This is a genomic window from Pedobacter nutrimenti (genome assembly GCF_003208655.1).
GTDB lineage: Bacteria > Bacteroidota > Bacteroidia > Sphingobacteriales > Sphingobacteriaceae > Pedobacter > Pedobacter nutrimenti.
In genome coordinates, this window is the sequence record NZ_QKLU01000008.1 from 129448 (window position 1) to 152430 (window position 22983).

The 22983-nt window shown below is 44.4% G+C and carries 18 protein-coding genes and 2 tRNA genes; 7 read left to right on the plus strand and 13 right to left on the minus strand.

The annotated features are described in order from the left end of the window. Positions 1-222 precede the first annotated feature (222 nt). Complete coding sequence (fabV, locus tag B0O44_RS20170) at positions 223-1416, minus strand: enoyl-ACP reductase FabV (RefSeq protein WP_110833910.1); 1194 nt, start codon at positions 1414-1416, stop codon at positions 223-225. 634 nt (positions 1417-2050) lie between these two features. Between fabV and B0O44_RS20175 the strand changes: the two genes are divergently transcribed. From B0O44_RS20175 to B0O44_RS20185, 3 genes are read left to right on the plus strand one after another with little or no spacing between them, the layout of a single operon-like run. Further along, on the plus strand, positions 2051-5248 hold the full coding sequence (locus B0O44_RS20175) for a SusC/RagA family TonB-linked outer membrane protein (protein WP_245943756.1): 3198 nt from the start codon (positions 2051-2053) through the stop codon (positions 5246-5248). Positions 5249-5261: 13 nt separating this feature from the next. Then, positions 5262-6818, plus strand: coding sequence for a RagB/SusD family nutrient uptake outer membrane protein (locus B0O44_RS20180; RefSeq protein ID WP_110833911.1), 1557 nt, complete (start codon positions 5262-5264; stop codon positions 6816-6818). 29 nt (positions 6819-6847) lie between these two features. After that, positions 6848-7687, plus strand: a complete 840-nt coding sequence (locus B0O44_RS20185; protein ID WP_110833912.1) for a hypothetical protein — start codon at positions 6848-6850, stop codon at positions 7685-7687. A 56-nt stretch (positions 7688-7743) separates the two neighbouring features. Here B0O44_RS20185 and B0O44_RS20190 read toward each other — a convergent pair whose 3' ends face one another. Continuing rightward, on the minus strand, positions 7744-8142 hold the full coding sequence (locus tag B0O44_RS20190; protein ID WP_110833913.1) for a hypothetical protein: 399 nt from the start codon (positions 8140-8142) through the stop codon (positions 7744-7746). A 133-nt stretch (positions 8143-8275) separates the two neighbouring features. Between B0O44_RS20190 and B0O44_RS20195 the strand changes: the two genes are divergently transcribed. Then, positions 8276-8758: a cupin domain-containing protein gene (locus B0O44_RS20195; protein ID WP_110833914.1), complete on the plus strand. Its 483-nt coding sequence runs from the start codon at positions 8276-8278 to the stop codon at positions 8756-8758. A gap of 2 nt (positions 8759-8760) precedes the next feature. Here the strand turns inward: B0O44_RS20195 and B0O44_RS20200 are convergent, their stop codons facing one another. Both B0O44_RS20200 and fabF read right to left on the minus strand, forming a co-directional pair. Beyond that, positions 8761-8958 carry a hypothetical protein gene (locus B0O44_RS20200; RefSeq protein WP_110833915.1) on the minus strand — a complete coding sequence of 66 codons (198 nt, stop codon included), beginning with the start codon at positions 8956-8958 and terminating at the stop codon, positions 8761-8763. A 57-nt stretch (positions 8959-9015) separates the two neighbouring features. After that, positions 9016-10266: a beta-ketoacyl-ACP synthase II gene (fabF, locus tag B0O44_RS20205; RefSeq protein WP_211321426.1), complete on the minus strand. Its 1251-nt coding sequence runs from the start codon at positions 10264-10266 to the stop codon at positions 9016-9018. An 82-nt stretch (positions 10267-10348) separates the two neighbouring features. On the opposite strand from fabF, the gene B0O44_RS20210 reads away from it, so the two are divergent. Further along, positions 10349-10777 (plus strand): winged helix-turn-helix transcriptional regulator, encoded by a 429-nt coding sequence (locus tag B0O44_RS20210; RefSeq protein WP_110833916.1) that lies wholly within the window; start codon positions 10349-10351, stop codon positions 10775-10777. Here B0O44_RS20210 and nudK read toward each other — a convergent pair. From nudK to B0O44_RS20255, 9 genes are all read right to left on the minus strand, one after another. Further along, positions 10772-11350 carry a GDP-mannose pyrophosphatase NudK gene (gene nudK, locus B0O44_RS20215; protein ID WP_110833917.1) on the minus strand — a complete coding sequence of 193 codons (579 nt, stop codon included), beginning with the start codon at positions 11348-11350 and terminating at the stop codon, positions 10772-10774. The genes B0O44_RS20210 and nudK overlap by 6 nt on opposite strands. Positions 11351-11450: 100 nt before the next feature. Further along, complete coding sequence (locus B0O44_RS20220) at positions 11451-12920, minus strand: serine hydrolase (protein ID WP_110833918.1); 1470 nt, start codon at positions 12918-12920, stop codon at positions 11451-11453. Positions 12921-13364: 444 nt separating this feature from the next. Beyond that, complete coding sequence (locus tag B0O44_RS20225; protein ID WP_110833919.1) at positions 13365-14387, minus strand: sterol desaturase family protein; 1023 nt, start codon at positions 14385-14387, stop codon at positions 13365-13367. Between the two features lie 41 nt (positions 14388-14428). Continuing rightward, entirely contained in the window at positions 14429-15355 is a 927-nt protein-coding gene (locus tag B0O44_RS20230; RefSeq protein WP_110833920.1) for a sugar phosphate isomerase/epimerase family protein, read from the minus strand. A gap of 71 nt (positions 15356-15426) precedes the next feature. Next, a complete protein-coding gene (locus B0O44_RS20235; protein WP_110833921.1) occupies positions 15427-16815 on the minus strand; it encodes a serine hydrolase in 1389 nt (462 codons plus the stop codon). A 145-nt stretch (positions 16816-16960) separates the two neighbouring features. Continuing rightward, positions 16961-17035 (minus strand) — tRNA-Val (locus tag B0O44_RS20240). Between the two features lie 33 nt (positions 17036-17068). Continuing rightward, positions 17069-17146 (minus strand) — tRNA-Val (locus B0O44_RS20245). A gap of 107 nt (positions 17147-17253) precedes the next feature. Next, the gene (gene recO, locus B0O44_RS20250; RefSeq protein WP_110833922.1) at positions 17254-17979 is read right to left on the minus strand and encodes a DNA repair protein RecO; all 726 of its coding nucleotides are present in this window, start codon (positions 17977-17979) and stop codon (positions 17254-17256) included. Continuing rightward, positions 17979-18326 carry a diacylglycerol kinase family protein gene (locus B0O44_RS20255; RefSeq protein WP_110833923.1) on the minus strand — a complete coding sequence of 116 codons (348 nt, stop codon included), beginning with the start codon at positions 18324-18326 and terminating at the stop codon, positions 17979-17981. Before B0O44_RS20255 ends, recO begins: the two co-directional genes overlap by 1 nt. Before the next feature lie 86 nt (positions 18327-18412). Between B0O44_RS20255 and rlmF the strand changes: the two genes are divergently transcribed. Continuing rightward, the gene (rlmF, locus tag B0O44_RS20260) at positions 18413-19330 is read left to right on the plus strand and encodes a 23S rRNA (adenine(1618)-N(6))-methyltransferase RlmF (RefSeq protein WP_110833924.1); all 918 of its coding nucleotides are present in this window, start codon (positions 18413-18415) and stop codon (positions 19328-19330) included. A gap of 285 nt (positions 19331-19615) precedes the next feature. Then, a complete protein-coding gene (locus tag B0O44_RS20265) occupies positions 19616-22981 on the plus strand; it encodes a SusC/RagA family TonB-linked outer membrane protein (RefSeq protein ID WP_170123380.1) in 3366 nt (1121 codons plus the stop codon). Positions 22982-22983 lie beyond the last annotated feature (2 nt).

Here is a 22983-nt window from a genome sequence, read left to right on the forward strand (position 1 = left end):
TTTTTATGTTTTTAATAATTAATCTTGTTGATTACCCTTAGCTATGTTTAAGAATAATGCCGAAAGCTCGATTTTTGGCATCGTATTGATTTTTAGTTGATTATGATTTTTTGAGATCAAAAAATATGTTGAAAAACGCCACAGTTTGCGGAAGGACTGGGCCTAAACAACGAAGGCCGCACTGCATAGCAGTACGGCCTTTTGTCTATATCTGGGTCTGGTCTAAGCCTGTAAGCCAGGGATTTCTACCATTTCATCTACCTCTTTTTCATAATCGACACCAGGGACTTCAAAACCAAACAGGTTAAAGAAATCTGTGCTGTAGCCTTTCAGGTCACCAATGGCAGGAAGACTTTCTGTGGTGGCCTGTTTCCAGAGCTCAGCCACTTTTGCCTGTACATCTTCGCGCATTTCCCAGTCATCGACCCTGATCCTTCCTTTTTCATCGGTTGGAATTTCAGTAGGCGTGTATAAACGCTGCTGGAATAAACGCTGGATCTGTTCTATACAACCCTCATGGATGCCTTCTTCTTTCATGATTTTATACAATAAGGAGATGTATAAAGGAATGACCGGAATGGCAGAGCTGGCCTGGGTGACCAGGGCCTTGTTTACAGAAACATAAGCTTTTCCGCCCAGGTCCTTAAGTTTATCTGCGATGGTAAAAGCAGTGGCTTCCAGATGATCTTTGGCACGGCCAATGGTTCCTTTACGGTAAACCGGCTCTGTCAGCAATGGGCCAATGTAAGAATAAGCTACGGTGGTGGCACCGGGGGCCAGGAGGTTTTCGGCCTTTAAGGCATCGATCCACATTTCCCAGTCTTCACCGCCCATTACTTTAATTGTATTTTCAATATCTTCTTCATTTGCCGGCTGTATAGAAATTTCTGAAACAACACCGGTATGAAAATCGACTGTTTTATTGGTAAAAGGCTGTCCAATAGGTTTCAGTGTAGAGTTATACGTTACACCTGTTACCGGATCTGTCCTTCTTGGAGAAGCCAGACTGTAAATAACCAGGTCTATTTGCCCAAGATCTGCCTTAATCAGGTCAATGGTCTGTTGTTTTATTTCATTGGAGAATGCATCTCCATTAATGCTTTTTGCATAAAGACCGACTTGATGAGCCTGCTGTTCAAAAGCCGCAGAATTATACCATCCTGGTGAAGCTGGTTTGCCTGGTGCTGCAGGTTTTTCAAAAAAGATCCCGATGGTAGCTGCATTTGAGCCAAAAGCGCTGGTGATCCTTGAAGCCAGTCCGAACCCTGTAGAAGCGCCAATGACCAATACTTTTTTAGGACCATCAATGGAACCTTTAGATTTTACATAATTGATCTGGTTCTTTACATTCTGTGCACATCCTTCAGGATGGGAGGTCAGACAGATAAAACCACGTGTTTTGGGAACAATAATCATAAAATAATCTATTCTAATTGTATAATTAAAAATAATAAAAGCGTCCGATGAAACAAACGCCAAAATTAAGGTAAACCTAATGGTTTTTATCCGATAAAAAAATAAAAGACAAGCTTTGTGCCTGTATCAGAAAACCCAAAGCTGACTGCGGGAATGGCGGGGCTTAGGGCTTATGTGTAGTAAATCAGGCAGTTAAAAAAGCTGATGCCAAAATTCAATACTAATAAGCCAATCCCATTAAATAATTCACGCATATAATTTGTTCAATTGCAGGAACCAAATAATTTAAACAAACCCAAGCGAACGAGTATGAAAACAAACAAACATTCCGCCTTTTCCCGGCAACCCTGATGTTTTCTGAGTTTTCCTGTCTTCAGATTTCCGGATGGACCCGTGTTACTGCCAAGCTCACTGTCCTAAAGTCCTGGAAAGTCATTTTTGAAAGGAACACCGAAGAAACATTGAATACCTAACCAATATAAACTTAAACCCCATTGACTGTATGAGAGTGAGAGCCATTCTTTGCCACAACTATTTTGTGGCCTAAAGCGCCATATCCTGGCTGCATCCAAATCCCCCTTTTGGCTAATCGTGATTATTTAATAAACCATTAACTCATTTTAAAAAAAAATGTATGAAGGAAATTTATACTAAAAAAAACTGTTTGTCTCACAAATGGAAGTTTGGTAATGCCCGGGCCTGGCGTTTAATCGTCGTTTTTACCATGGGCTTATTGCTTTCTTCTCCTTTATTTGCGCAGAAGGAGGTGTTTAAGATCAAAGGAGTGGTCAAAGACGACAAAGGCATACCGCTTCCTGGTGTGAGTGTCAAGTTAAAAGGCACTCCTTTGGGAACCTCTACCAATAGTGACGGGGTGTACAACCTCAATGTGGCCGACAGAAAAGAAGCCGTTCTGGTGTTTTTTTATATCGGATTCATCAAACAGGAAATCCCCCTGGCCGGAAAAACAGAACTCAATGTCAGTCTTAAAGAAGACCTGAGCAGTTTGGATGAAGTGGTGGTGACCGGTTACGGTGGGGTCACCAAAAAAAAGGACCTGACCGCTGCAGTATCTTCTGTAAGTGCTAAAGATATTGAAGAACGTCAGCCACTGAACCTTTTTGATGCCTTGCAAGGGCAGGCAGCCGGTGTATTGATCATGAACGACAGTGGTGAACCGGGAGCGGAGGGTTCTATACGGATCAGGGGCTCTTCTACCTTTTCTACAGAAGGAAATGGTTCAAACCCGCTTTATGTTATTGACGGGGTGATCAGTGACAATGCCAGTGCCATTAATCCGGCCGATATTCAGAACATAGAAGTTCTTAAGGATGCTGCATCTGCAGCTATTTATGGAGCAAGGGCGGCCAATGGGGTAATTTTAATCACCACCAAAAGAGGGCAGGACGGCAAACCAAGGGTAGATGTACAGTATTCCCATGTTTTTGGAAAACTTGCCCATAAAATTCAAATGGCCAATGCCGCAGAACTGCGTTATTACCGTAAACTGCAGGCTGGAAATCCAAATGGAACGGCCGGCGGGCTGACAGATTCCCTGAACCCCAGTTTCAATACAGACAATGACCTTCAACAGCTGTTGCTGGGGAATACCGGACAACGTAATGACGTAAAGATGAGTGTAAGCGGTGGACAGAAGGGCCTTACCTATTATGGCAGCGGAAACTATGTAGACGACCGGGGGATTGCACTCAATACCTGGATCAAAAGGATCCAATCGCGCTTTAATGTCGATTATCAAATGACCGATAAGGTAAAATGGTCTACCAATGCTTCCTATTACTGGCAGAGGGGAAATTTTACCAGCATCAACAGTTCCATTAGGCCAGTGTTTGACAGGCCTTCCTATGCCAGGATCTTTTACCCCGATGGGACGCTGACCAGTTACCTGAACACCAAGCGTAACCCGGTGGCCAATGCCTTGCTGGAAGACAATATACAAGAAATGTTTAAGGCGCAAATAGCCAATTCATTGCGCTATCAGATTTTTAAAGACCTGAATTTTACGGCAACCTTTAACGCACAACTGGACAATGGACAAACTTTTTACTTCCAGCCCAGGTTCCTGAGTTCCAACGGAACAGAAAATATTGCCAGAAATGGCTTTACCAAACGCTTTTACTATGAAATGCAGGGCTTTTTTAACTATGCGAAAACCTTTGGAAAAGACCATAGTGTAACGGCCCTGGCTGGTTTCAGCCGGGACAGGACCCGTTCAGACCTGATGTCACTGGAAGGAAAGAACTTTATTTCTGAGGACGTACATTTTGTCACCGGAGCGAATATGGTCGATTTGACCAAACAAAGGGTGAGTGCTACTGCTTATTCCCTGGCTTCTTTCTTTTTCCGTCCTGGTTATAGTTATAAAGGGAGATATATCGTACAGGGAACATTAAGAAATGATGCTTCCTCCCGTTTTGGGATAGACCGCAGGTCAGGTACTTTTATTTCCGGATCAGCGGCATGGAGATTTTCGGATGAAAAATTTATGGGCTGGGCCAAAAAATTTCTGGACGATGCGAAGCTGAGGGCAAGTTACGGTACAGTGGGAAATGATGCCAGCGGGAATTACGAGTCGATACAAAGAATTGAAATTGGTAATGAAAGTTATGGCGGTGTTGCAGGTGCGGCCCTGGGCAGCTCTTTCGGAAACCCGACCATCAAATGGGAAAATACCCTGACCAAAAACATCGGTCTGGACCTGGCCTTCTTTAAAGGCAGACTGAGTGTGACGGCAGATTATTATATTAAAACAACCAATGACCTGTTGTATGACCGCCAGATTCCTAAGGAAACCGGTTATTCTACCGTTAAAGTAAATGTTGGAAATATAGAGAACAAAGGTTTTGAACTTGCGGTGAATGGGACCCCGGTAATGGGTAAGGATTTTAAATGGAATGTGACAGGTAATATTGCCTTTGAAAGAGGTAAGATCCTGAAACTCTATGACGGACAGCAGTTCATTGCAGGAAACAAACACCTGATCCGGGAAGGCGGAAAAATAGGTGATTTTTATGGCTGGAAAAACCTGGGGATCTATCAGTATGATGTTTCCAATGCTTACTCAACCGACGGTACCCGCTTAACACCGGTGAACGTGAGGGTCGTGGAGGCGGTAGACGGGGCGGGTAAAAAATATACCACTTCGGTTTGCGATGGCTATACACTGAACGGACAACCTTATACAGGCCAGGTGAACAGTAAATATGGAAATGGAGCGAAACTAAAAGGTGGGGATACCGAATGGGTGGATGTGAATAATGATGGCGTAATCGACGATCAGGACCGTCAGGTGATCGGTAATGCCCAGCCGGATTTTTATTTTGGAATCATTAATAACTTCACCTACAAGAACTGGACTTTATCTTTTATTGTCAATGCGACCATTGGAGGACAGGTATACAATTCCTTTAAACAAGGGTTGACCAACAACAGTTCATCCAACGGGCCTGCGCTTCCTGAGGCGGTTTATGGGGCCTGGACCAAACAGGGGGATGTTGCTATCTATCCTTATTTCCCTGATAAAGATACCAGGGGAAGCCAGCGCGCCAACGGAAACAGTTTGTTTTTGGAAGATGCTTCTTTTGTCCGTTTGTCCAGTGCCAGGCTGAGTTACCGTTTCAGTCCGAAAATGTCCAGCAGGGTATTTACCAAAAACATCACAGCTTATATCTATGGCACCAATTTGCTGACCTGGACAAAATATACCGGCTATGATCCGGAGTTCAGCTCCAGTACATTGACCCCAGGGGATGATAACGGAAAATATCCGAAAAGAAGAGAATTTGGTTTAGGTATTAACATTGGATTTTAAGAGGAAAGAGCATATGAAAAAGATCATTTATATTATAATCGCTGCCCTGTGTATCGTTTCGGGCGGCTGTAAAAAGCTGGTGGATGAAAAGCCATTGTCAGACGGGACTTATGATAACTTTTTTAAGAACAGATTTGACGCAGAAGCGGGAATAGCAGGGATGTATGGTGGTTTTCAGCAGGCCATGATTGGTGAAAAAGCCTTTGCCAACCGGCTTACCTATTGGGGAGAAGGCCGTTCGGATAATTTTGAGCGTTTTAAAACCTATGCCAACAACAATTCCAACGAAATGCATTTCAATACGCTCACACCCAATAACGACTGGAGCGATTGGAGTCCGTTGTATACAGTAATTGGCCGGGCCAACCTGTTGATCCAGAAATTACCGCTGATCAACAATTATACCCAGGCTGGAACGGCTAATGAGTTGCCGGCAGCCAGTTTGCAAAGTTATATGGCACAATGTTATGCCATGAGGGCCATTTGTTATTTTTACATTGCCAGGGTTTGGGGAGATGCACCCATCCGCACACAACCTTACCTAAGCATTTATGATGATCCAGAACTGGCCAGGGAGCCGGTGACTAAAGTGCTGGATCAGGTCATTTCGGACTTGAATACCGCCTACACCACCATTGCAAAAGGAGCAACGCCAAATGCCTTTTACATTGGCGAAGGCGCCATTTGTGCCACAATGGCCGATGTATACATGTGGAAAAAGGATTATCCGAATGCCATCCTCTGGCTGAAAAGATTGTTTGCTGCCAAAGCCCCAACCGGCAAAGTGTACAATGCGGCAGGGACCGCAACAACCGGTACTGGTGGTGCAGCAGCAGACCTGCAGCCTGGTGCAATCTGGAAAGATATGTTTGTGACGCCTTCGGGAAGTGTGGAATCGATCTGGAACATTCACTGGGATTACCTGAACAATGGTTGTGCCTGTATGGCCGGAGTGAGTACGGGAACAAGCAATACCCCTTACGTTGTGGGTAGTGAATTGTTCACAAAATGGCAGCTGGTGACAACAGATGTCCGGGTAAAACAAAGTTTTGACATCAGTCAAAAAAACAGGGACAGAATGTGGAAATGGTATCCAGGAACATTTACAGCAGGTTTAAATGGTACTTATACCTATACCGGAACTTATGGGCCAACCCTAAATGTGTATATCCCGGTGTACCGCTTAAGCGACCAGTATTTGCTGTATGCAGAAGCATTAAATAAAACCGGAGATAAAGACAATGCGGTGAAGTACCTCAACCTGATCCGGGTCAGGGCAGGGCTTACCGCTTATACCTCTGCACAGTTTGCGACAGTTTCTGATCTGGAGCTGGCCATTTTACAGGAGCGCCAATGGGAATTGCTGGGTGAAGGCAAGCGCTGGTTTGACCTGGTGCGCACCGATCGTGTAGCAGAAATTATGAACCCGATACTGGTGACCCGTCAAATTGAACAAGGCGCTGATCCTGTAGGCTGGGGCACCGATAAAAGGAAATACCTCTGGCCAATTAGCCGTAGTGTTTTAAACTCGAACAGAAAACTGGTGCAGAACCCGCCATATTCGGAATAAACAGATCCCTTTAACAAAAACAGAAAGACATGAACAACGCTAAAAATATAAGAAATGGCCTGATGCTTTTGCTGGGCCTGGCCTTTTCCTCCTGCTCTATCGGAGGACTGGATTTGCAGAAAGACTATAAATATGAAAAAAAAGAGCTGGATCCGCGTTTATATAAAAGTGCCAGACAATACCTGGAAGACCGCGGAACAAGCCCCCTAAAAGCCGGCGATACTGTTTTTAAATACATGAAACTGGGTCTGGATTATGCAGGCATCGACCTGGGGGAATATGAAAAAAGTGGCAGGACCTTTATCTTTTTGCACAACGATGCGATAAGGGTGCTGGATGATAAAACCAAAATTCCAAAAAGCGGGATGTGGTTTGACATTCCGGTAATTATGAAAGATGTAAATGGCCAGCCGATTAAGGATGTGGATGGAATTAAATACAAAACGCGGCCTGCAACCAAATGGAGTGATTATTCTAAAGAAACCGTGAAAAATTATTTCTTGTACCTGATCATTCAGGGAGAATATGGCTTCGACAATGCGGTGACCACCAATACCACCATGCAAACTTTATTGCCGCCCAATAGGGTGGCTGCAAAAGATGAATCGCTGCTGAGCTATATTGTAACCAAAGCACAACCAAAGCCAGGCAGTATGGCAGCCTCAAGGGCCATTTTGTGGGACGCGGTCGGTTCGCCGGGTTTTGACCCGGAAGGTAAGATCAACATGAAGATCACTTATACAGACGGAACGCCACTGGTGATCAATGACCTGGTTCCAGACCGTTCTGCGGGTCAGATAGCCACCAATGGGCCTGTGCATGTTTTTGGGGCTACGGTATGGCCTTTCCGGTACAGTTATTTTGATTAAAGGCTAAAAAGATTCAATCCGCTCTTCAGGCAGCTTCCCCAGGGACAGCTGCCTTTTTATTTTAGGGGGACAAGCAACTCTTTTAAGGTTTCAAACCAGCGTTTGTTATTGGTGAAAAGAAAATTGTGGTCAATGATCAGATAAATCACTTTATCTCCTTCCCCATTATCAAATACCAAGCGAATGGGTTGCCAGGTAAGGCCCCAGTTTTTTACATAGGTGACTCTGTAAGTGTCGTCAAAGCCCATATAGATTTGCTCTATATTTTGCAAGGGGATCACCAGGGCATTGTCACCGGACAGGTAAAGTGCATCTGTACCCAACAGGATTTCTCCATGATATTTACTTAAAGGTGGGGTTCCCGAAAACTGGATGCCCAACAGGCTGAGTGTGTCTGCCTGCTCAATGTCATGGTCATAGGCCCAATACACATTTCCGGATAAAATAGGTTGCATAAGGTTGTGTTTAGTGTTGTCTTTTCGTTTTAATTTTTCCGGGGCTTCATAAAGATAAAGCTATGAAAAATTACAATAACCAAACCGTATAGCCGTATTTGTTTTCTTTATTTTTAACCCTAAAAAAAAGAAAATGACAACTATCCCCAAAATACCCAGACGTATTGTAACCGGTCATAAAAACGGAAAGTCTGTGATCGCAGAGGATGCGATAGTAAATAATGTTTCAGAGGATTTTCCCGGACTGGTCATTTCGGACATCTGGAGCACCGACAGTATGCCGGTTGATCTGGAAAAAGAAACCCGGATACCCAATACCGCCATACCACATACCCCTGTAAATGGATCTTACTTCCGGTATGTACATATTCCGCCCGATAAAGACCTGGGCATTATGCCCACTTCAGCAGGGGAGCCGCATCCACTGATGCACCAGACCCAGACCCTGGATTATATTATTATCCTGTCCGGAGAAATTTATTTGATCCTGGAGGAGGGAGAAACTTTATTGAAAGCAGGGGATATTGTTGTTCAGCGGGGGACCAATCATGCCTGGAGCAACAGGTCCGATACCCCTTGTATACAACTGGCTATTTTGCTGGACGCAAAAAAATAAGGTTATTCCCTGTGCAGTTCCTGCAGGTAGGCCAGCCCTTTTTCGGTCATGCTTGCCGAATGCTGGACGGCACCGGTATGAATGACAATATAACCTAATCTTTCCAGTTCTTCATAAGTTTCCTCCATACCTCCCAGTATGGAGGAGCTCACTTGCTGGTCAATGATTTCCAGCAGGGATTTGATTTGTTCTTTTTCCATGATGAATGTTTAGCTGGAATAAAAACAGTCCCTGCCGGAAATTGTTTTCAGCGGAAATTATTTATGACGTTTAAAAACAACAATGCCGTTATGGCCGCCAAATCCAAAGGTATTGCTCATGGCCACATCTACTTTCTTTTTCAGGGCCACGTGTTTTACAATATTGAGGTTGTCCGGAATGCTGGGGTCCGGATTGGTCAGGTTAATGGTTGGTGGCACGATACCATGTTTAATGGCCATAATACTGGCGATGGCCTCAATGGCACCTGCCGCACCCAATAAATGCCCGGTCATCGATTTGGTGGCGCTGATGTGCAGCTGATCGGTATGTCCTTCAAAAAGCCTGGTGATGGCTTTAATTTCGCTCAGGTCTCCTACCGGGGTAGAGGTCGCATGGGCATTTAAATAATCAACATCGCTGGCCTGAAGCCCGGCATCTTCCAGTGCAAAACGCATGGCCATATAAGCGCCTTCCCCTTCGGGATGGGTAGAGGTCATGTGGTAGGCATCGGCTGTCATGGCAGCGCCAGCCAGTTCTGCATAAATGGTTGCATTTCTTGCAATGGCATGTTCATATTCTTCCAGGACCAATGCTGCGGCGCCTTCGCCCATTAAAAAACCATCCCTGCCGGCATCAAAAGGCCTGCTGGCGGTTAAAGGAGCGTCGTTTTCAGTGGTCATGGCCTTCATGGCACAAAAACCACCTACGGAAGCTTCTGTGATCGGGGCTTCAGAACCGCCGGTAATGATCACCTTGGCCTTGCCCCAACGGATGTAATTGAATGCATCCATAATTGCTGTATTGGAAGTGGAACAGGCCGAAACTGTGGTATAATTAATTCCCATCAAACGGTGTTTAATGGAAATCATTCCGGAAGCCATATTGGAAATGAGCTTTGGTACAAAAAAAGGGCTGAACCTTGGGACAAAATTCCCGGCACTGTATTCCTTTACCTGCTCTTCAAAAGTAAGCATACCGCCCTGGCCTGTACCCCATATGACACCCGAATCGTAAGGGTTCATGCTTGAAAAATCCAGTCCGGAATCTTTAATGGCCTGATCTGCGGCCACCATGGCATATTGGGTAAAAGGATCTGTCCTTTTCAGCTCATTGCGGTCCAGAAACTGCGAGGCATCGAAATCTTTCAGCTCACAGGCAATTTTTGTCCGGAAAGCCTCCGGGTTAAATCTGGTAATTCTTCCGGCACCACTAACCCCGTTGATCAGGTTGTTCCAGAAAGTTTGAACATCATTTCCGATTGGGCTAAGCGCGCCAAGGCCGGTGACAACAACACGTTTTATTTGCATAATTTAACAACTTGTTTTTAAGCAAGCTGTTGCAAATATAGTCATAACAGCTTTATATTTGCAAGTGGTTATACCTATGATAATGAACAGGAGATCTGATTGCCCGTTGAATGTCGGGCTGGAAATATTTGGTGATAAATGGACACTGCTGATCATCCGCGACCTGATGTTTTTCAACAAAAGGTATTACAACGAGTTCATCAGTTCTGAAGAGGGGATTTCGACCAATATTCTGGCCGACCGCCTGGAACTGCTGGAAAAACAGGGCATGGTCCGTAAAGAAAAATGCCTGGAGCATAAACAAAAAATCCTTTATAAACTCACAGAAAAGGGGATAGATCTTTTACCCCTGATCATTGAAATTGGGTTTTGGGTAGAAAAAAATGCGGATGAAGAACTGGATCCCAATAAAGAGGTGATCCTGGGCCCCTTTCGTGAAAACCGGGAAAAGGGATTTCAGCAAATCCGGGAAAAGTTGCGCAAAGATCACCTGGAAAAAGAGGGCTTATAAAAGCCCGCTGAGTTTCAGGTGCTGGAGCAGCATGATGGTTTTGCCATCTTTAATTTCTCCGTTACGCACCATATCCATGGCCGTTGCGATACCCAGTTCCAAAACTTCTATATGCTCCTGTTCTTCTTCCAGGCCTCCGCCTTCATGGACTTTCATGTCTTTGGTGTAGGCGGCCACAAAAAAATACAGAATCTCGGTAACCGAACCTGGTGACATATAGGCCTCAAAGACCTTATGCACCTGTGTAATCTTATAGCCGGTTTCTTCTTCTGTTTCTCTCCGGATACAATCTTCGGGGTTGTCTTTGTCCAGTAAACCGGCGCAGGCCTCAATAAGCATTCCCGATTCATTTCCGTTAATGAAGGTCGGCAGACGGAATTGCCTGGTCAGGATCACGGTTTGCTGTTGCTGATTATACAATAAAATGGTGGCCCCGTTGCCCCGGTCATAAGCTTCCCGGTTCTGAATGACTTTGCTGCCATCTTTTTTCAGGTATTCGTAGGTTATTTTTTTGAGGGTGTACCAGTTGTCAGAGAGGATTTCAGTATTTAAAATGTTGATGTCTTTGATCATTATATAGGGAGCTTTACAGAAGAAACGTTTACGAGTGCAATTAAATATACAACTCGAAAATTTCTTTTGTAAAGCTATCGGTTTTTATGTTAAGGCAGTATTAATTGGCCAATCGTTGCAAAATCTGTAATCCATTTTTATTCTCCGGGTTGATCTCTACAGATTTTTTATAGGCTTTTATGGCTTCTTCTTTTTGCCCGTTTTTCAAGAGAATTTCCCCATAACTGTCATAGGCGTTCCAACTGCCGGGATAAGCATCAACGATCATTTTGAAAACAGCCTGGGCCAGCTTGTTTTGCTGTCTGGACATCAGGCGATAGGCCCAGTCGTTCAGGTCTGTTTCGCTGGGATGGAAATTTGGATTGTTTTTTTGCTGCTCGCGGAAAATCTCACTGGCTTTTTCAAAGCCTTGTTTTCTGAACTGTATGTTTAGGGCCGATATGGGATCATATAATGGTATTTCGGGGTTGAAATAACCGGCCAGTTCATCTATCAGGTCCTCGGGATAACTTCCGGAAAGGTTGGTGAGCAATACAATGGCCAGGTCATCCTCGGGGTAAACAAAAAAAGCAGACCGGCCACCGCCTGTTGAAATGATGGCCTGATGTTTAGGGCGAATTTTACTCACCCAGCCCATAGTCCATTGCGTAGGGCTGCCATTATTAAATGCTCCGGGAGACCATAGGGTTTTCAGCGTGGATTTTCCGTGCAGGATTTTTCCGGTCTGTAGGGCGATGATCCATTTTGCCAGATCTTCCGCAGTACTGTTGATGGAAGCACCGGTTCTTAGGGCAGCCGGGAACTCCTCATACACATTGGTCAAGGTATCTTTTGGGAGTTTAATGCCATCCAAACGGCTAACATAGCGGTAACTCTGTGCTTTGTGCGGGATAACATCTCTGGAGTCCCCAAAACCAGTATGTGGCATTCCGGCGATGTTAAACTGCCTTTCCCTGAAAACATCTGCAAAAGGTTTTGCCCTAAGTTTGTCTATAATTTTTCCAAGCAGCAGATAATTGGTTTGGTTGTAGCTAAACTGTGTGCCTGTTTTGAACTCCATGGGCGCTGCTTTGACTTTTTCCATCGCTGCCGCTTCGGTGGTCATACTGACAAAACTCCCGCTTCCTTGTCCGACAATACGTAAAATGTCCGGGATGCCGGATATGTGCGTGAGCAGCTGCCGGATCGTGACCGGTTGCCAGGCTGCCGGCAGGTCGTCCAGGTAATGGGACAGGGGTGCAGAAAGGTCTACTTTGCCTTCTTCTACCAATTGCATGATCGCCACCCCCGTAAAAGCTTTGGTACAGGAATTAATAGAAAATACAGAGCGGTTGCTCACTGCAGTGGAGTCCTGGAGGTTGCCATATCCATAAGATTTCAGGAAAACGATTTTTCCTTTTTGGACAACGGCCACCTGGAGTCCCGGGATACGGAGATCTTTCATTTCCTGTTTTAAAAAAGCATCTACCGCTACGGATGGCTCTGTATTTTTTTGTGCCCAAAGTGGAATGGTCAAAAAGAGTTGCAGCAAGGCTGCGAAAAGAAAAAGCAAGGAAAAGCTGCGTCCCATAGACTGTTGTTTTAAGTGGTGTCTTAGCATAAGACAATCTGGGTATAGAGATGTTGCAGGATTTTGTAAAAAAACGGAAAATTTAAACTGGGTGTCTGGCCTTTGCCAATGCCTGATTTTTGTGCTGAATATTTGGCTGGTTGAAGTGGTGGAACAGCTTAATTTTGCTTTAAAAAAACTAGGTGGTCACAGGGTGCTAACAGGGTCTTAACAGGGTGGTAACAGGGTCATTTATATAGTTTTTATCTGATCGTTACTTTGTTAATTTACAATAACCACCTGGTTTTTTTAGAAGAACTTACAAGAACTGCTTCCGCAGGGGCACAAGGATTCCTCGTGCCGGTTTAGGATGCTAAATAGAATGCTGTTTTTCAGAAATTGATGCCAGATTCAAAAAAAGGCAATTGCTTTCCGTAGCGGGGTGAAAAAGAAGTAAAGCCGCATTCAATTCGCAGTTACAGGAGCCTCACTGGTTTTTATTTCCTGGTCATGCGTAATAAAAGATTCCCTTGTTATTTTAGCGGTTTTGTGATCGCCGGTAGGGCTCCATCCGGGAGGCATAATCATGTACAACAAGCCTGTTTTGAAATTTGGGGCCGATGTCACGTCTTTGGCCAGGCAAACAAACTCCCCGAAGTAAACATCCCACAAACTGTTGGGGTTCATTTCCCGTGTAATTCCATACTCTATTTTTAGGTCTGTCCTTTCTTCCTGGTAGGTTTTGAAAACTTTGTCCCATATGTTCAGAAGGTTGCAGAAATTGGTGTCCAGGTACAGCGGATTTTTAGCATGATGGACCCGGTGATGTGATGGGGTGAGCAGAATTTTATTTAAGAAACCCAGTCTGCCATCTTTGATCACATTTTCGCCAATATGGATAAAGGAACCCCAAAAGCCATCGATAAACATAATGAAAAAAAGCAGGGCCGGATTGACCCCCAGCAAAATGCATATGGAAGTACGGACGACATCGGCATAGGGAGCCTCCAAAAAGAAATGGGCAAAATTGACCGAAAGGTTCATTTGCTGCGGCGCATGGTGCGTGGAATGCAGGCACCACAAAATTCTTACTTTATGACCAAAGTAGTGATAAACGAAATGAGAGAGTTCCCAAACGATGTAGCCATAAATCAGCCAGTACCAGGTAAAAGTACTGTGAAAAATGGCCCATTTTTCTAATAGGCCGATACAAAATGCAACAGCTGCAATAGAGATAAACCGAGATATAAAACGATTTAGTACAAAAACCAGAAAAGGCATTTTATACTCGTCTATTTTAAAGCGCTTGTAAAAAAGGCCCCTTAGAATTTCCAGTAAGAGCAGCAAGGGGATAATGGGGCCCATTAGCATTTGGATGCCTTCTAAGGTAGACAACACGCCATAGTTTCCGGACTGGACCATTTTTATAAGGCCACCAAGACCAAAGAAGCCTGTAAGTTCCTCATATAGGAGGTGTATGATATTCATAAGCCGGTTAAATTTTAATTTAAATTACACAAAAAATCTTTTTACAGGTATCTTTTTCTCCAGGTTTGCAACATATAGGTATTGATTGCCCATTGATCGGCAACAGGTTGATTGGTAAAGGGGATGGTTGGCATGTAACTGGGCGGTCCAAATTCTGTGAGCATGGTTAATGGCTTCCCCTGTTTTTTTTTCAGGGCAACCACTTTGTCCCACCAGGCAAAATGGGCTTCTACGGCAGTTTTCCATTCAGGGGCGCGGGGATCACTGACCTGCGGGCCTTCAGCATGCCCTACCCGGGAGTGGATGTGATCGGTTCTGGAAAGGGCAAGGTTAACCGTTTCTGGCTGATCTTCGAGCAAACTTTCGCTGACGTTACACCAATGGGAAATATCAAGGGTAAGCCTCAGGTTGGGGTTTTTCTGTAAATAGGGCAGGGAAGCCGGTGCAGAATACAACATTCGTGACCTGTGGGTTTCATGATAAATCGGGACCCCGCTTTCTTTGGCATACCCGAGGGTAAAGTCAATAAACTTTTTGTTGTCTTCATAGCTGAAAAAATCCTTTCCCGAATGGACATTGATGTACAGGGGCTTTTGTTGTCCCGGGGCTGTCGCTTCGTGCAGTACTTTCTGGAAAGTAGCAAAGTGTGCAGCAGGCTGGGGCTCATCGCCACGGCAAAGAAAACCGACTTCCAGCTGATGTGTTTTTAAAGCCGTAAATAATTCTTTTGCCGTCTGGGAGGACCATAAAATTTCCACCCCGTCATATCCGTCTTGTTTTGCTTTTTTACAGAAATCCGTTACCGAACCATCAAAACCCCAGTAAGGCGCCATAATTTTTAAGCTGAAACCTGCTGCCGCTTTTTCGGAAGGGAAAGCGGGCGAGGCAAACAGGTCCATGGATGTCAAAAATACGGCGGCTGCTGCGGTCATGCCGGCCCCAATAAAATCCCGTCGGTTGTATCCCATAATGATGTTGTTTTTGAAAACTCAAAATACACATTTTTCCTTGTTGCAACATCTGGTTGTGCAGGTCTTTTTTAGTGGTCCAGTTCCGCAATGATCTTTTTTGCAGTTTCATTAGCGGGGTCCAGCCGAAAGGACTGCTGGTAATTTAATAAAGCTTTAACCTTATCTCCTTGTTTGTAATAGGCTTCACCCAGGCTGTCAAATACGTTACCCGATTGTGGAAAAAGAACGGTATTGTATTCAAAAATCAGAATTGCATCCGCTAGTTTATTCCCACGTAAAAATTTATACCCGATTTCATTTAATTCATTTTCTTCATTGAAGTTGTATTCTTCGCCATGTTCTTTTTTGATCTGATGATAAAAGGCAAGCAGTTGTTTCCCGTCCAATTGTTCTATTTGTGGGCGAAAGCTCTTGCCAAATGATTTTTTAATTTGATCATAAGGTTTTCCGTCTAATATGGCCTGAATAGAATTGTTCAATGCATATAAATTGTTTTGCATCTGATTTGTCATCAGGATCACGGTTCTGCCATTTTCGGTCGTGCTGAGCAGTAAGGCCTGGTAGTTTGAATTTGAACCATCGTGTTTGTGGCTGATGATCTTGTTATTTTCCATGGTGAGGCTACCTAGGCCACATTGTGTGCGCCAGGCAAAGGTTTGGGATAATTCTTTTGTCGATAAGGGGCCTATTAAGCGGAACTTGTTAAGGGCATTGGACCATTTATAAAGGTCATCGGTTGTGACCGAAACCCAGCCACTGAGGTGGTAATCGAGCGGATCTTCTTTTCCCTGGTTGTCGTATGATCGGGCAATGAACGGATCTTTGTCCCCTGGATCTACAATGGCGGTGTGCATTGCTGCAGGTTTTAGTAATCTTTGCACTGCAAACTCTTTAAAAGACTGACCGCTAATTTTTTCAATAATCCTTCTTTGCAGAAATACATCGTTATTGTTATATGAATATTGGGTTCCTGGTTCGAAATCAAGTTGTTTGGTCTTTTTTAAGTGTTCCATATTGTCCGCATCATTTTGAATGACGTTCCATTGAAACTTAGGCAAGCCGCTGGAGTATTGTAACAGGTTTTTGATTTTGATCCCGGAAGACCAGGGGGGTAATTCGGGCAGATATTTTGAAACAGGATCTTCAAGGCTCAATTTTCCCTGCTCCTTTAAGAGCATGATGCCAACCGCATTGAATTCTTTGGCAATAGAACCAATGCTAAAACGGTATTGTCCGGTAAGCTTAACCTTTCCGGAAGCATCTGCGTGACCTACGGCTGTTTTGTAAATGATTTTACCCTGATCTGCGATCAGGACATTGCCATTGAACAGGCCCAGGTGATTCGCGTTGTGTATTAATTTCTCTATTTGTGCAGCCTTGTCTATTTGTGCGGCACTTTGCAGGGCATGGAAACAGATGCCAACAAATAGCAGTGTCATTTTTGTAAAAGCATTCATACGAAAGAATTTACTAACAGACAAAAGCAGGAAAGCTTTCGTTGCATCGCAGAGACATCTTTTATCTGTTAAGGAATAAGAAAAGCAGGATAGGACTTATGCAAGGGGTATAAAAAAAGCCTCAGAAAAATCTAAGGCTTTTTTGTGGGAGATACTGGGTTCGAACCAGTGACCCCCTGCTTGTAAGGCAGGTGCTCTGAACCAGCTGAGCTAATCTCCCTCTGGGTCTGCCATTTAAAGCCTGACGGGCTGTTGGTGGGAGATACTGGGTTCGAACCAGTGACCCCCTGCTTGTAAGGCAGGTGCTCTGAACCAGCTGAGCTAATCTCCCCTTTGGTTCTGCCTTTTTGCTTTAAGCCAGCCGGCAGGCTGTGTCCCCGTCCTTGGGGAGTGCAAATATACAGCTCTAAATTAAAACTCCAAAAAAATTCTGATATTTTAAGATAAGACTTCTTCCAGAATTTCATGGGAGTGGATTTCTCCAAAGGAAGCAGTGTGTAAGGTGTAGAATATCAATATTTTATCTAGAAGTAATCTTCTGGAGGTATTGTTGAAACGGAGCTCATTAATTTTTTCAAAAGGAGTATTCAGCAATAAAATAAATAAGGCTGCATTGGATTTGTCTATAAAATGAGGGTGGACAGGTTGCAAAGATTTGAATTCTCCTTCCTGCAGGTCAAAAAAATTCTGGTCACTGCGGCCTAAGGTATTGGGTGCAAAACCCAGAAAACGGGACAGCTTGAGCAGGAAAGCCAAATGGAAGCTGCTGTCTGCAGTTTCACATTCATCAAACCAGCAAAGGGCATTGAAAATATAATTGAACAGATTCTCATCGGTATGTTGCTGCCGGATACTTTTATAAAGTACCTCATTTAAAAACAGCACAATAGAACGTTTAACCAGGTCGTAAGGGATGCTCCTGAATACGGGAAGGGGCCGGAGTTCTGAGACCCTTTGTATACTGGTGTTGGCTTTGTGATATACGATCATGTCCAACAGTTGCATCGGCTGGAGCATATTCATCCTGATTTTTGCTTTTGGTCTTTTGACCCCATTGATCATATAAGATTGTATCCCGAACTTTTCGGTAAAAACCTGGACAATTACACTGCTTTCGCTATATAAAGTGGTTTTTAAAACAATTCCCCGGGTTTTGTGCAACATCAGAATATTTTTGGGATAAAAATGACCAGACCTATCGCTGCGGCAATCGTGGCGGCAACCAGTACAGCAGCGGCGGCGGTATCTTTTGCGGCACCTGCTTTGGGGTGTTGACCGGGTGAAACCAGATCGACCAGGGCTTCAATGGCTGTATTGAGCAATTCAGCAACAAGCACCAGGGCTGCAGCCAATAAAATCCAGCACCATTCACTGCCACTGAGTTTAAAATACCAGCCAGCCAGTATAACCACAACAGCAGCTGCACAATGAAACCTGAAATTGAGCTGTGTTTTAAAAGCATAAGAAAGCCCTTTAAGAGCATAACCGAAGCCTTTTATAAATTTCGACATATCATTATTTCGCTGGAAACTCTGCTTTTATGCAATTAAACCGCTTAATTTGCAAGGTAAAGATAGCAAGACATAGACCAGAATCCATGAGCAAGGCCCCAAAAGAAGAAAAGAAAAATTTACATCCCAGAAATAAACACCGTTTCGGATACGATTTTGAACTTTTGGTCAGGGCCTGTCCGCCTTTAAGGGATTTTGTGCAATTAAATCCTTATGGAAACGAATCCATAGATTTTGGGGACCCGTATGCGGTTAAAATGCTCAATAAAGCAATTCTTGCGCAGGATTATAAAATTGACCATTGGGATATCCCCGAAGGTTATTTATGTCCGCCCATTCCAGGCAGGGCCGATTACATCCATTTCCTGGCGGACCTTTTGGCGCAGAACAACGAAGGTAAAATTCCCAGAGGGAAGGGCATCAAAGTTCTGGATATCGGTGTAGGGGCCAATTGTATTTATCCCATCATTGGGCATCAGGAATATGGCTGGGCTTTTGTGGGTTCCGATATGGACAAGGGGGCAATCCGCTCAGCTGAAAATATTGTCGCCGCCAATGCTTCCCTGAATGGGGCGGTCCGGATCCGCCTGCAGGCCAATGCTCGGCAAATCTTTAAAGGGATCATCAAAACCGGGGAGTCTTTTAGCTTAAGTCTTTGTAACCCCCCTTTTCATGCTTCAGCCGAGGAAGCCTCAGCAGGCAGCAGGAGAAAACAACAGAACCTGGGCAAAACGGCAGATGTACTTAATTTTGGCGGTCGCAGCACAGAGCTTTGGTGTGAGGGGGGTGAGCTGGATTTCATCAGAAGAATGATTGAAGAAAGCACCCTTTTTGCAAGACAGTGTGTCTGGTTCAGTACCCTGGTGTCTAAAAGTGCGCACCTGGGTTTTATTGACCAGGCATTGGAAAAGGTGGGTGCTGCTCAGGTACGAAGGGTCGAAATGGCCCAGGGTCAGAAGATCAGCCGTTTTGTGGCCTGGTCTTTTCAAAATCCTCTTTTGTAACAGGCGCTTATTATGCTGCCGACGGTGGTTATCTTGCGCAATAGAAAGGCTTGATAAAAAGCGGAATAGACAGGTTTCCGCTTTTTGTTTTCAGACCACAAATTTTAAGCCCAAACGGACTGAAAAATAAATTGATAGCCGAGTTTTTGATTTCTTAACACTAAACTCTGAATCGGCACCTTGTTAACCTTATTGTAACAAGCGCATTACATTATAATATTTTAATTACAATAATTCCGTAATAGTGGGAGGATAGATTCGTGCAGCAAAATAAATCAAATGCGCATGAAAAAAAATCTACTCCATTGGATACGAACGCTTTTTGCCCTGGCATTTCTATGTGCCGGTCCGGGCAAATTATTCGCACAAAATGTGCTGGTCAAGGGAATCATTACCGATGAAACAAAGGCGGCGGTTCCTGGTGTCAGCCTTAAAATTAAAGGCGGTTCTACCGGCAGCTCCAGTGCTGCAGACGGTACTTTTAGCCTGAACGCCCAGAAAGGACAAGTGATCCTGATCAGCTCCATAGGTTACTTGCCACAGCAGATTGTTGCCGGCAGCCAGGCTTACTATGAGATTCAGCTGAAAAACGATGCTCAGGTACTCAGCGAGGTGGTGGTTACTGCCCTGGGTATTAAAAAGGATGTGAAAAAAATTGGGTATGCTACCCAGGAAATTAAGGGGAATGAGCTGGTTAAGGCCAGGGAGCCCAATGCCATTAATTCCCTGACCGGAAAAATAGCAGGTCTTACCGTTGGTGGAAATGCGGAGATGCTGGGACGCCCTCAATTGGTACTCAGGGGAAGTACGGATCTTCTGTTTGTGGTGGATGGAGTTCCGGTCAATTCGGATACCTGGAACATCAGTGCAGATGATATTGAAAGCTATACCGTGCTTAAAGGACCTAATGCTGCTGCTTTATATGGTTTTCGGGGTCAGAATGGAGCAATCCTGGTGACCACAAAAAAAGGAACCGGGGACGGACGCGGCTTTACGGTGGATTTTAACAGCAGTACCATGATTGAAAAGGGCTTTACTGCCCTGCCAAAAACACAGGCATTGTACGGCTATGGGAATGATTACAAATACGCCTATGGGAATGACTTGTATGATCTGGACGGGAGTTATCGCCGGACCAATGTCTGGGGGCCAAAGTTTGAAGGCCAGGGTGTTGCCCAGTATGACAGTCCGGTAGATCCTGTAACCGGAATCAGGACCAAAACCCCATGGTTGGCAAAGGGGGCAAAGAACTTTGAAAATTTCATGGAAGCGGGCTTGTTGAGTACCAATAACCTTTCTTTGGCGGCTTCCGGAGATAAATATGACCTCAGGACATCTGTGAGCCATACCTATCAGAAAGGAATGGCTCCAAACACCAAATTGAATGTAGATAACCTGAACATTTATGGGGGCTATAATTTTACTCCGAAATGGAGATTGGATGCCAACCTGAATTTCAATTCACAATATACACCTAATATTCCCGATGTCTCTTACGGACCCAACAGCTATGTTTACCAGTTTAAAGTATATGGTTCTGCAAGCTGGGACCTAAATGATGTGAGGGATTATTGGGGTGGGCCGCGAGGCCGTCCGGGACTGGTACAAAATTATGTGGAATACGGACGCCACAACAATCCTTTTTTTACAGCTTATGAATGGCTTCACGGACATAAAAAAACGGATGTCAATGGCTACGCCAAGTTAAGCTATAAGGTAAATGATAACCTGAATTTTAGTCTCCGCTCGCAGGTAACCACCTGGGACCAGCTGCGTACGGAAAAAGTGCCACCTTCCACCAATTTGAACCAGTATGTAAATGATTACTACTTTAATAAGGTAAACGGGGTATATAACATCTGGTATGGTGATTACCGTGAAGACCAGCGGAAACTGATGGAGCACAACCATGACTTTCTGGCCAATTTCAATAAACGTTTTAGTGAAGACTTTAATTTCTCGGGGTCTGCGGGTGCAAGCTTAAGGGCCTTTGAGTACAATTCTACCTGGGCAACGACTTATGCGTTAAACCTTCCGGGGGTTTATACCTTGGGAAATTCACAGGGACCGGTAAAGGCTTATAGTTTTGGCTCCAGAATGCAGGTGGTCAGTGGTTATTATTCTTTTGATTTTGGGATCAAAAACTGGCTGAACATCAACACCACGGGCAGAGTGGATAAAACCTCTACCCTGCCCAAAGGGCATGATGTTTTTTTCTACCCTTCGGTTTCCCTGAGTTCGGTGCTGAGTGATTATGCCCACTTGCCTGAATTTATTTCATTTCTAAAAATCAGGGGCTCTTTTGCAGATGTCCGGGGTGCACTCACCAGTCCAACCATTGGGACAGCGTATAATGCACTCACAGGTAATACCGTTGGTAGTCTATTGGGTGGGGGAACCTATGGCGGTTATGGTACGGAGTTGTATACCTCCTATGACGGGCCAAATTATGACAATCAGAATTTTTATAGTGGAAACACTTACTACAACAATACGCCTTCCGTTGATTTTTCAAAAAACATCGCCAACAACTCGATTAAACCTTTTGATGTAAAATCGTATGAGGCGGGAACAGAGATTAAGTTTTTGAAAAACAGGCTGGGGCTGGACTTTACCTATTTTACTTCAATTAATGGTCCTTTGGTATTTCAACTCCCTGTCGCACCCTCTACCGGTTATGTAACTGAGAGCGTGAATGCCATTACTTCCAGAAAAAAAGGCTGGGAGCTTTCTGTGACAGGAACCCCGGTTAAAACACAAAATGGCTTTTCCTGGGAGGTGATGGCCAATCTGGCCACCTATAAGGAAACATTAAGTAAAATTTATGATGGCGTGGAAGGCTGGGCAGTTAACGGGCACAACTATAAGGTTGGAGAACGTCTGGATGGCATCTATGGCCGTGCCTATGTGAGGTCGCCCGATGGACAGATTATTCATGATTCGAGTGGTTTGCCACTTGCCCAGCAGGCTGGTATCGGAAATAACCAGTTGTTGGGTTATGCGAATCCTGATTTTGTTTTTGGTTTTAACAACCGGTTTACCTATAAAAATTTCAGTTTCAGCTTCCAGTTTGATGGTCGTTTGGGCGGCAAAATATTTGACTACATCTATGCCCAGTCTATGAATGCAGGAACGGCGCTCGATCTGGTACAGGGACAATATGGTGATGCCCGTTTGAAAGAATGGCAGAGTACAAATGGAGGGACGGTAAATGCGACAGGGGCTATGGTTGGCCCTGGTGTCGTGATTACTTCTGGCACACCTCATTACACCAATGGAAAAATTGATAATTACGATCAGCTGACCTTTGGCCCGAATACCAAAGCAGTCACCTTGAGGAATTACATACAGAATGGGGTATATGGTCTGTTCGATGAGCCATTTATGGTGAACCGGTCTTATGTTAAACTCAGAGAAGTGGTCATTGGCTATAGCCTGCCTAAAAAAATGCTGGCCAAATCATTTATCAAATCGGCAAGCATTTCCCTTGTGGGGCGTAACCTCCTTTATTTTGCGCAGCGAAAAGACATTGATCTGGACCAGTATGCTTCTGGTTTTAACTTATCCAATAAATCCCTTGGCGGAAGGCAAAGTGATCTTCAAAGTTCTACAGCCCGTCGCTTTGGTTTTAATATTAACGTTGGTTTCTAACC

Coding starts and splice junctions, on each gene's coding strand:
- B0O44_RS20190 (WP_110833913.1), bottom strand. CDS start 8,142: ATGCAACCTATTTTATCCGGAAATGTGTATTGGGCCTATGACCATGAC.
- B0O44_RS20225 (WP_110833919.1), bottom strand. CDS start 14,387: ATGAATATCATACACCTCCTATATGAGGAACTTACAGGCTTCTTTGGT.
- B0O44_RS20185 (WP_110833912.1), top strand. CDS start 6,848: ATGAACAACGCTAAAAATATAAGAAATGGCCTGATGCTTTTGCTGGGC.
- fabV (WP_110833910.1), bottom strand. CDS start 1,416: ATGATTATTGTTCCCAAAACACGTGGTTTTATCTGTCTGACCTCCCAT.
- nudK (WP_110833917.1), bottom strand. CDS start 11,350: ATGATCAAAGACATCAACATTTTAAATACTGAAATCCTCTCTGACAAC.
- B0O44_RS20265 (WP_170123380.1), top strand. CDS start 19,616: ATGAAAAAAAATCTACTCCATTGGATACGAACGCTTTTTGCCCTGGCA.
- rlmF (WP_110833924.1), top strand. CDS start 18,413: ATGAGCAAGGCCCCAAAAGAAGAAAAGAAAAATTTACATCCCAGAAAT.
- recO (WP_110833922.1), bottom strand. CDS start 17,979: ATGTTGCACAAAACCCGGGGAATTGTTTTAAAAACCACTTTATATAGC.
- B0O44_RS20220 (WP_110833918.1), bottom strand. CDS start 12,920: ATGGGACGCAGCTTTTCCTTGCTTTTTCTTTTCGCAGCCTTGCTGCAA.
- B0O44_RS20210 (WP_110833916.1), top strand. CDS start 10,349: ATGAACAGGAGATCTGATTGCCCGTTGAATGTCGGGCTGGAAATATTT.
- B0O44_RS20255 (WP_110833923.1), bottom strand. CDS start 18,326: ATGTCGAAATTTATAAAAGGCTTCGGTTATGCTCTTAAAGGGCTTTCT.
- B0O44_RS20230 (WP_110833920.1), bottom strand. CDS start 15,355: ATGGGATACAACCGACGGGATTTTATTGGGGCCGGCATGACCGCAGCA.
- B0O44_RS20195 (WP_110833914.1), top strand. CDS start 8,276: ATGACAACTATCCCCAAAATACCCAGACGTATTGTAACCGGTCATAAA.
- B0O44_RS20180 (WP_110833911.1), top strand. CDS start 5,262: ATGAAAAAGATCATTTATATTATAATCGCTGCCCTGTGTATCGTTTCG.
- B0O44_RS20175 (WP_245943756.1), top strand. CDS start 2,051: ATGAAGGAAATTTATACTAAAAAAAACTGTTTGTCTCACAAATGGAAG.
- B0O44_RS20200 (WP_110833915.1), bottom strand. CDS start 8,958: ATGGAAAAAGAACAAATCAAATCCCTGCTGGAAATCATTGACCAGCAA.
- B0O44_RS20235 (WP_110833921.1), bottom strand. CDS start 16,815: ATGAATGCTTTTACAAAAATGACACTGCTATTTGTTGGCATCTGTTTC.
- fabF (WP_211321426.1), bottom strand. CDS start 10,266: ATGCAAATAAAACGTGTTGTTGTCACCGGCCTTGGCGCGCTTAGCCCA.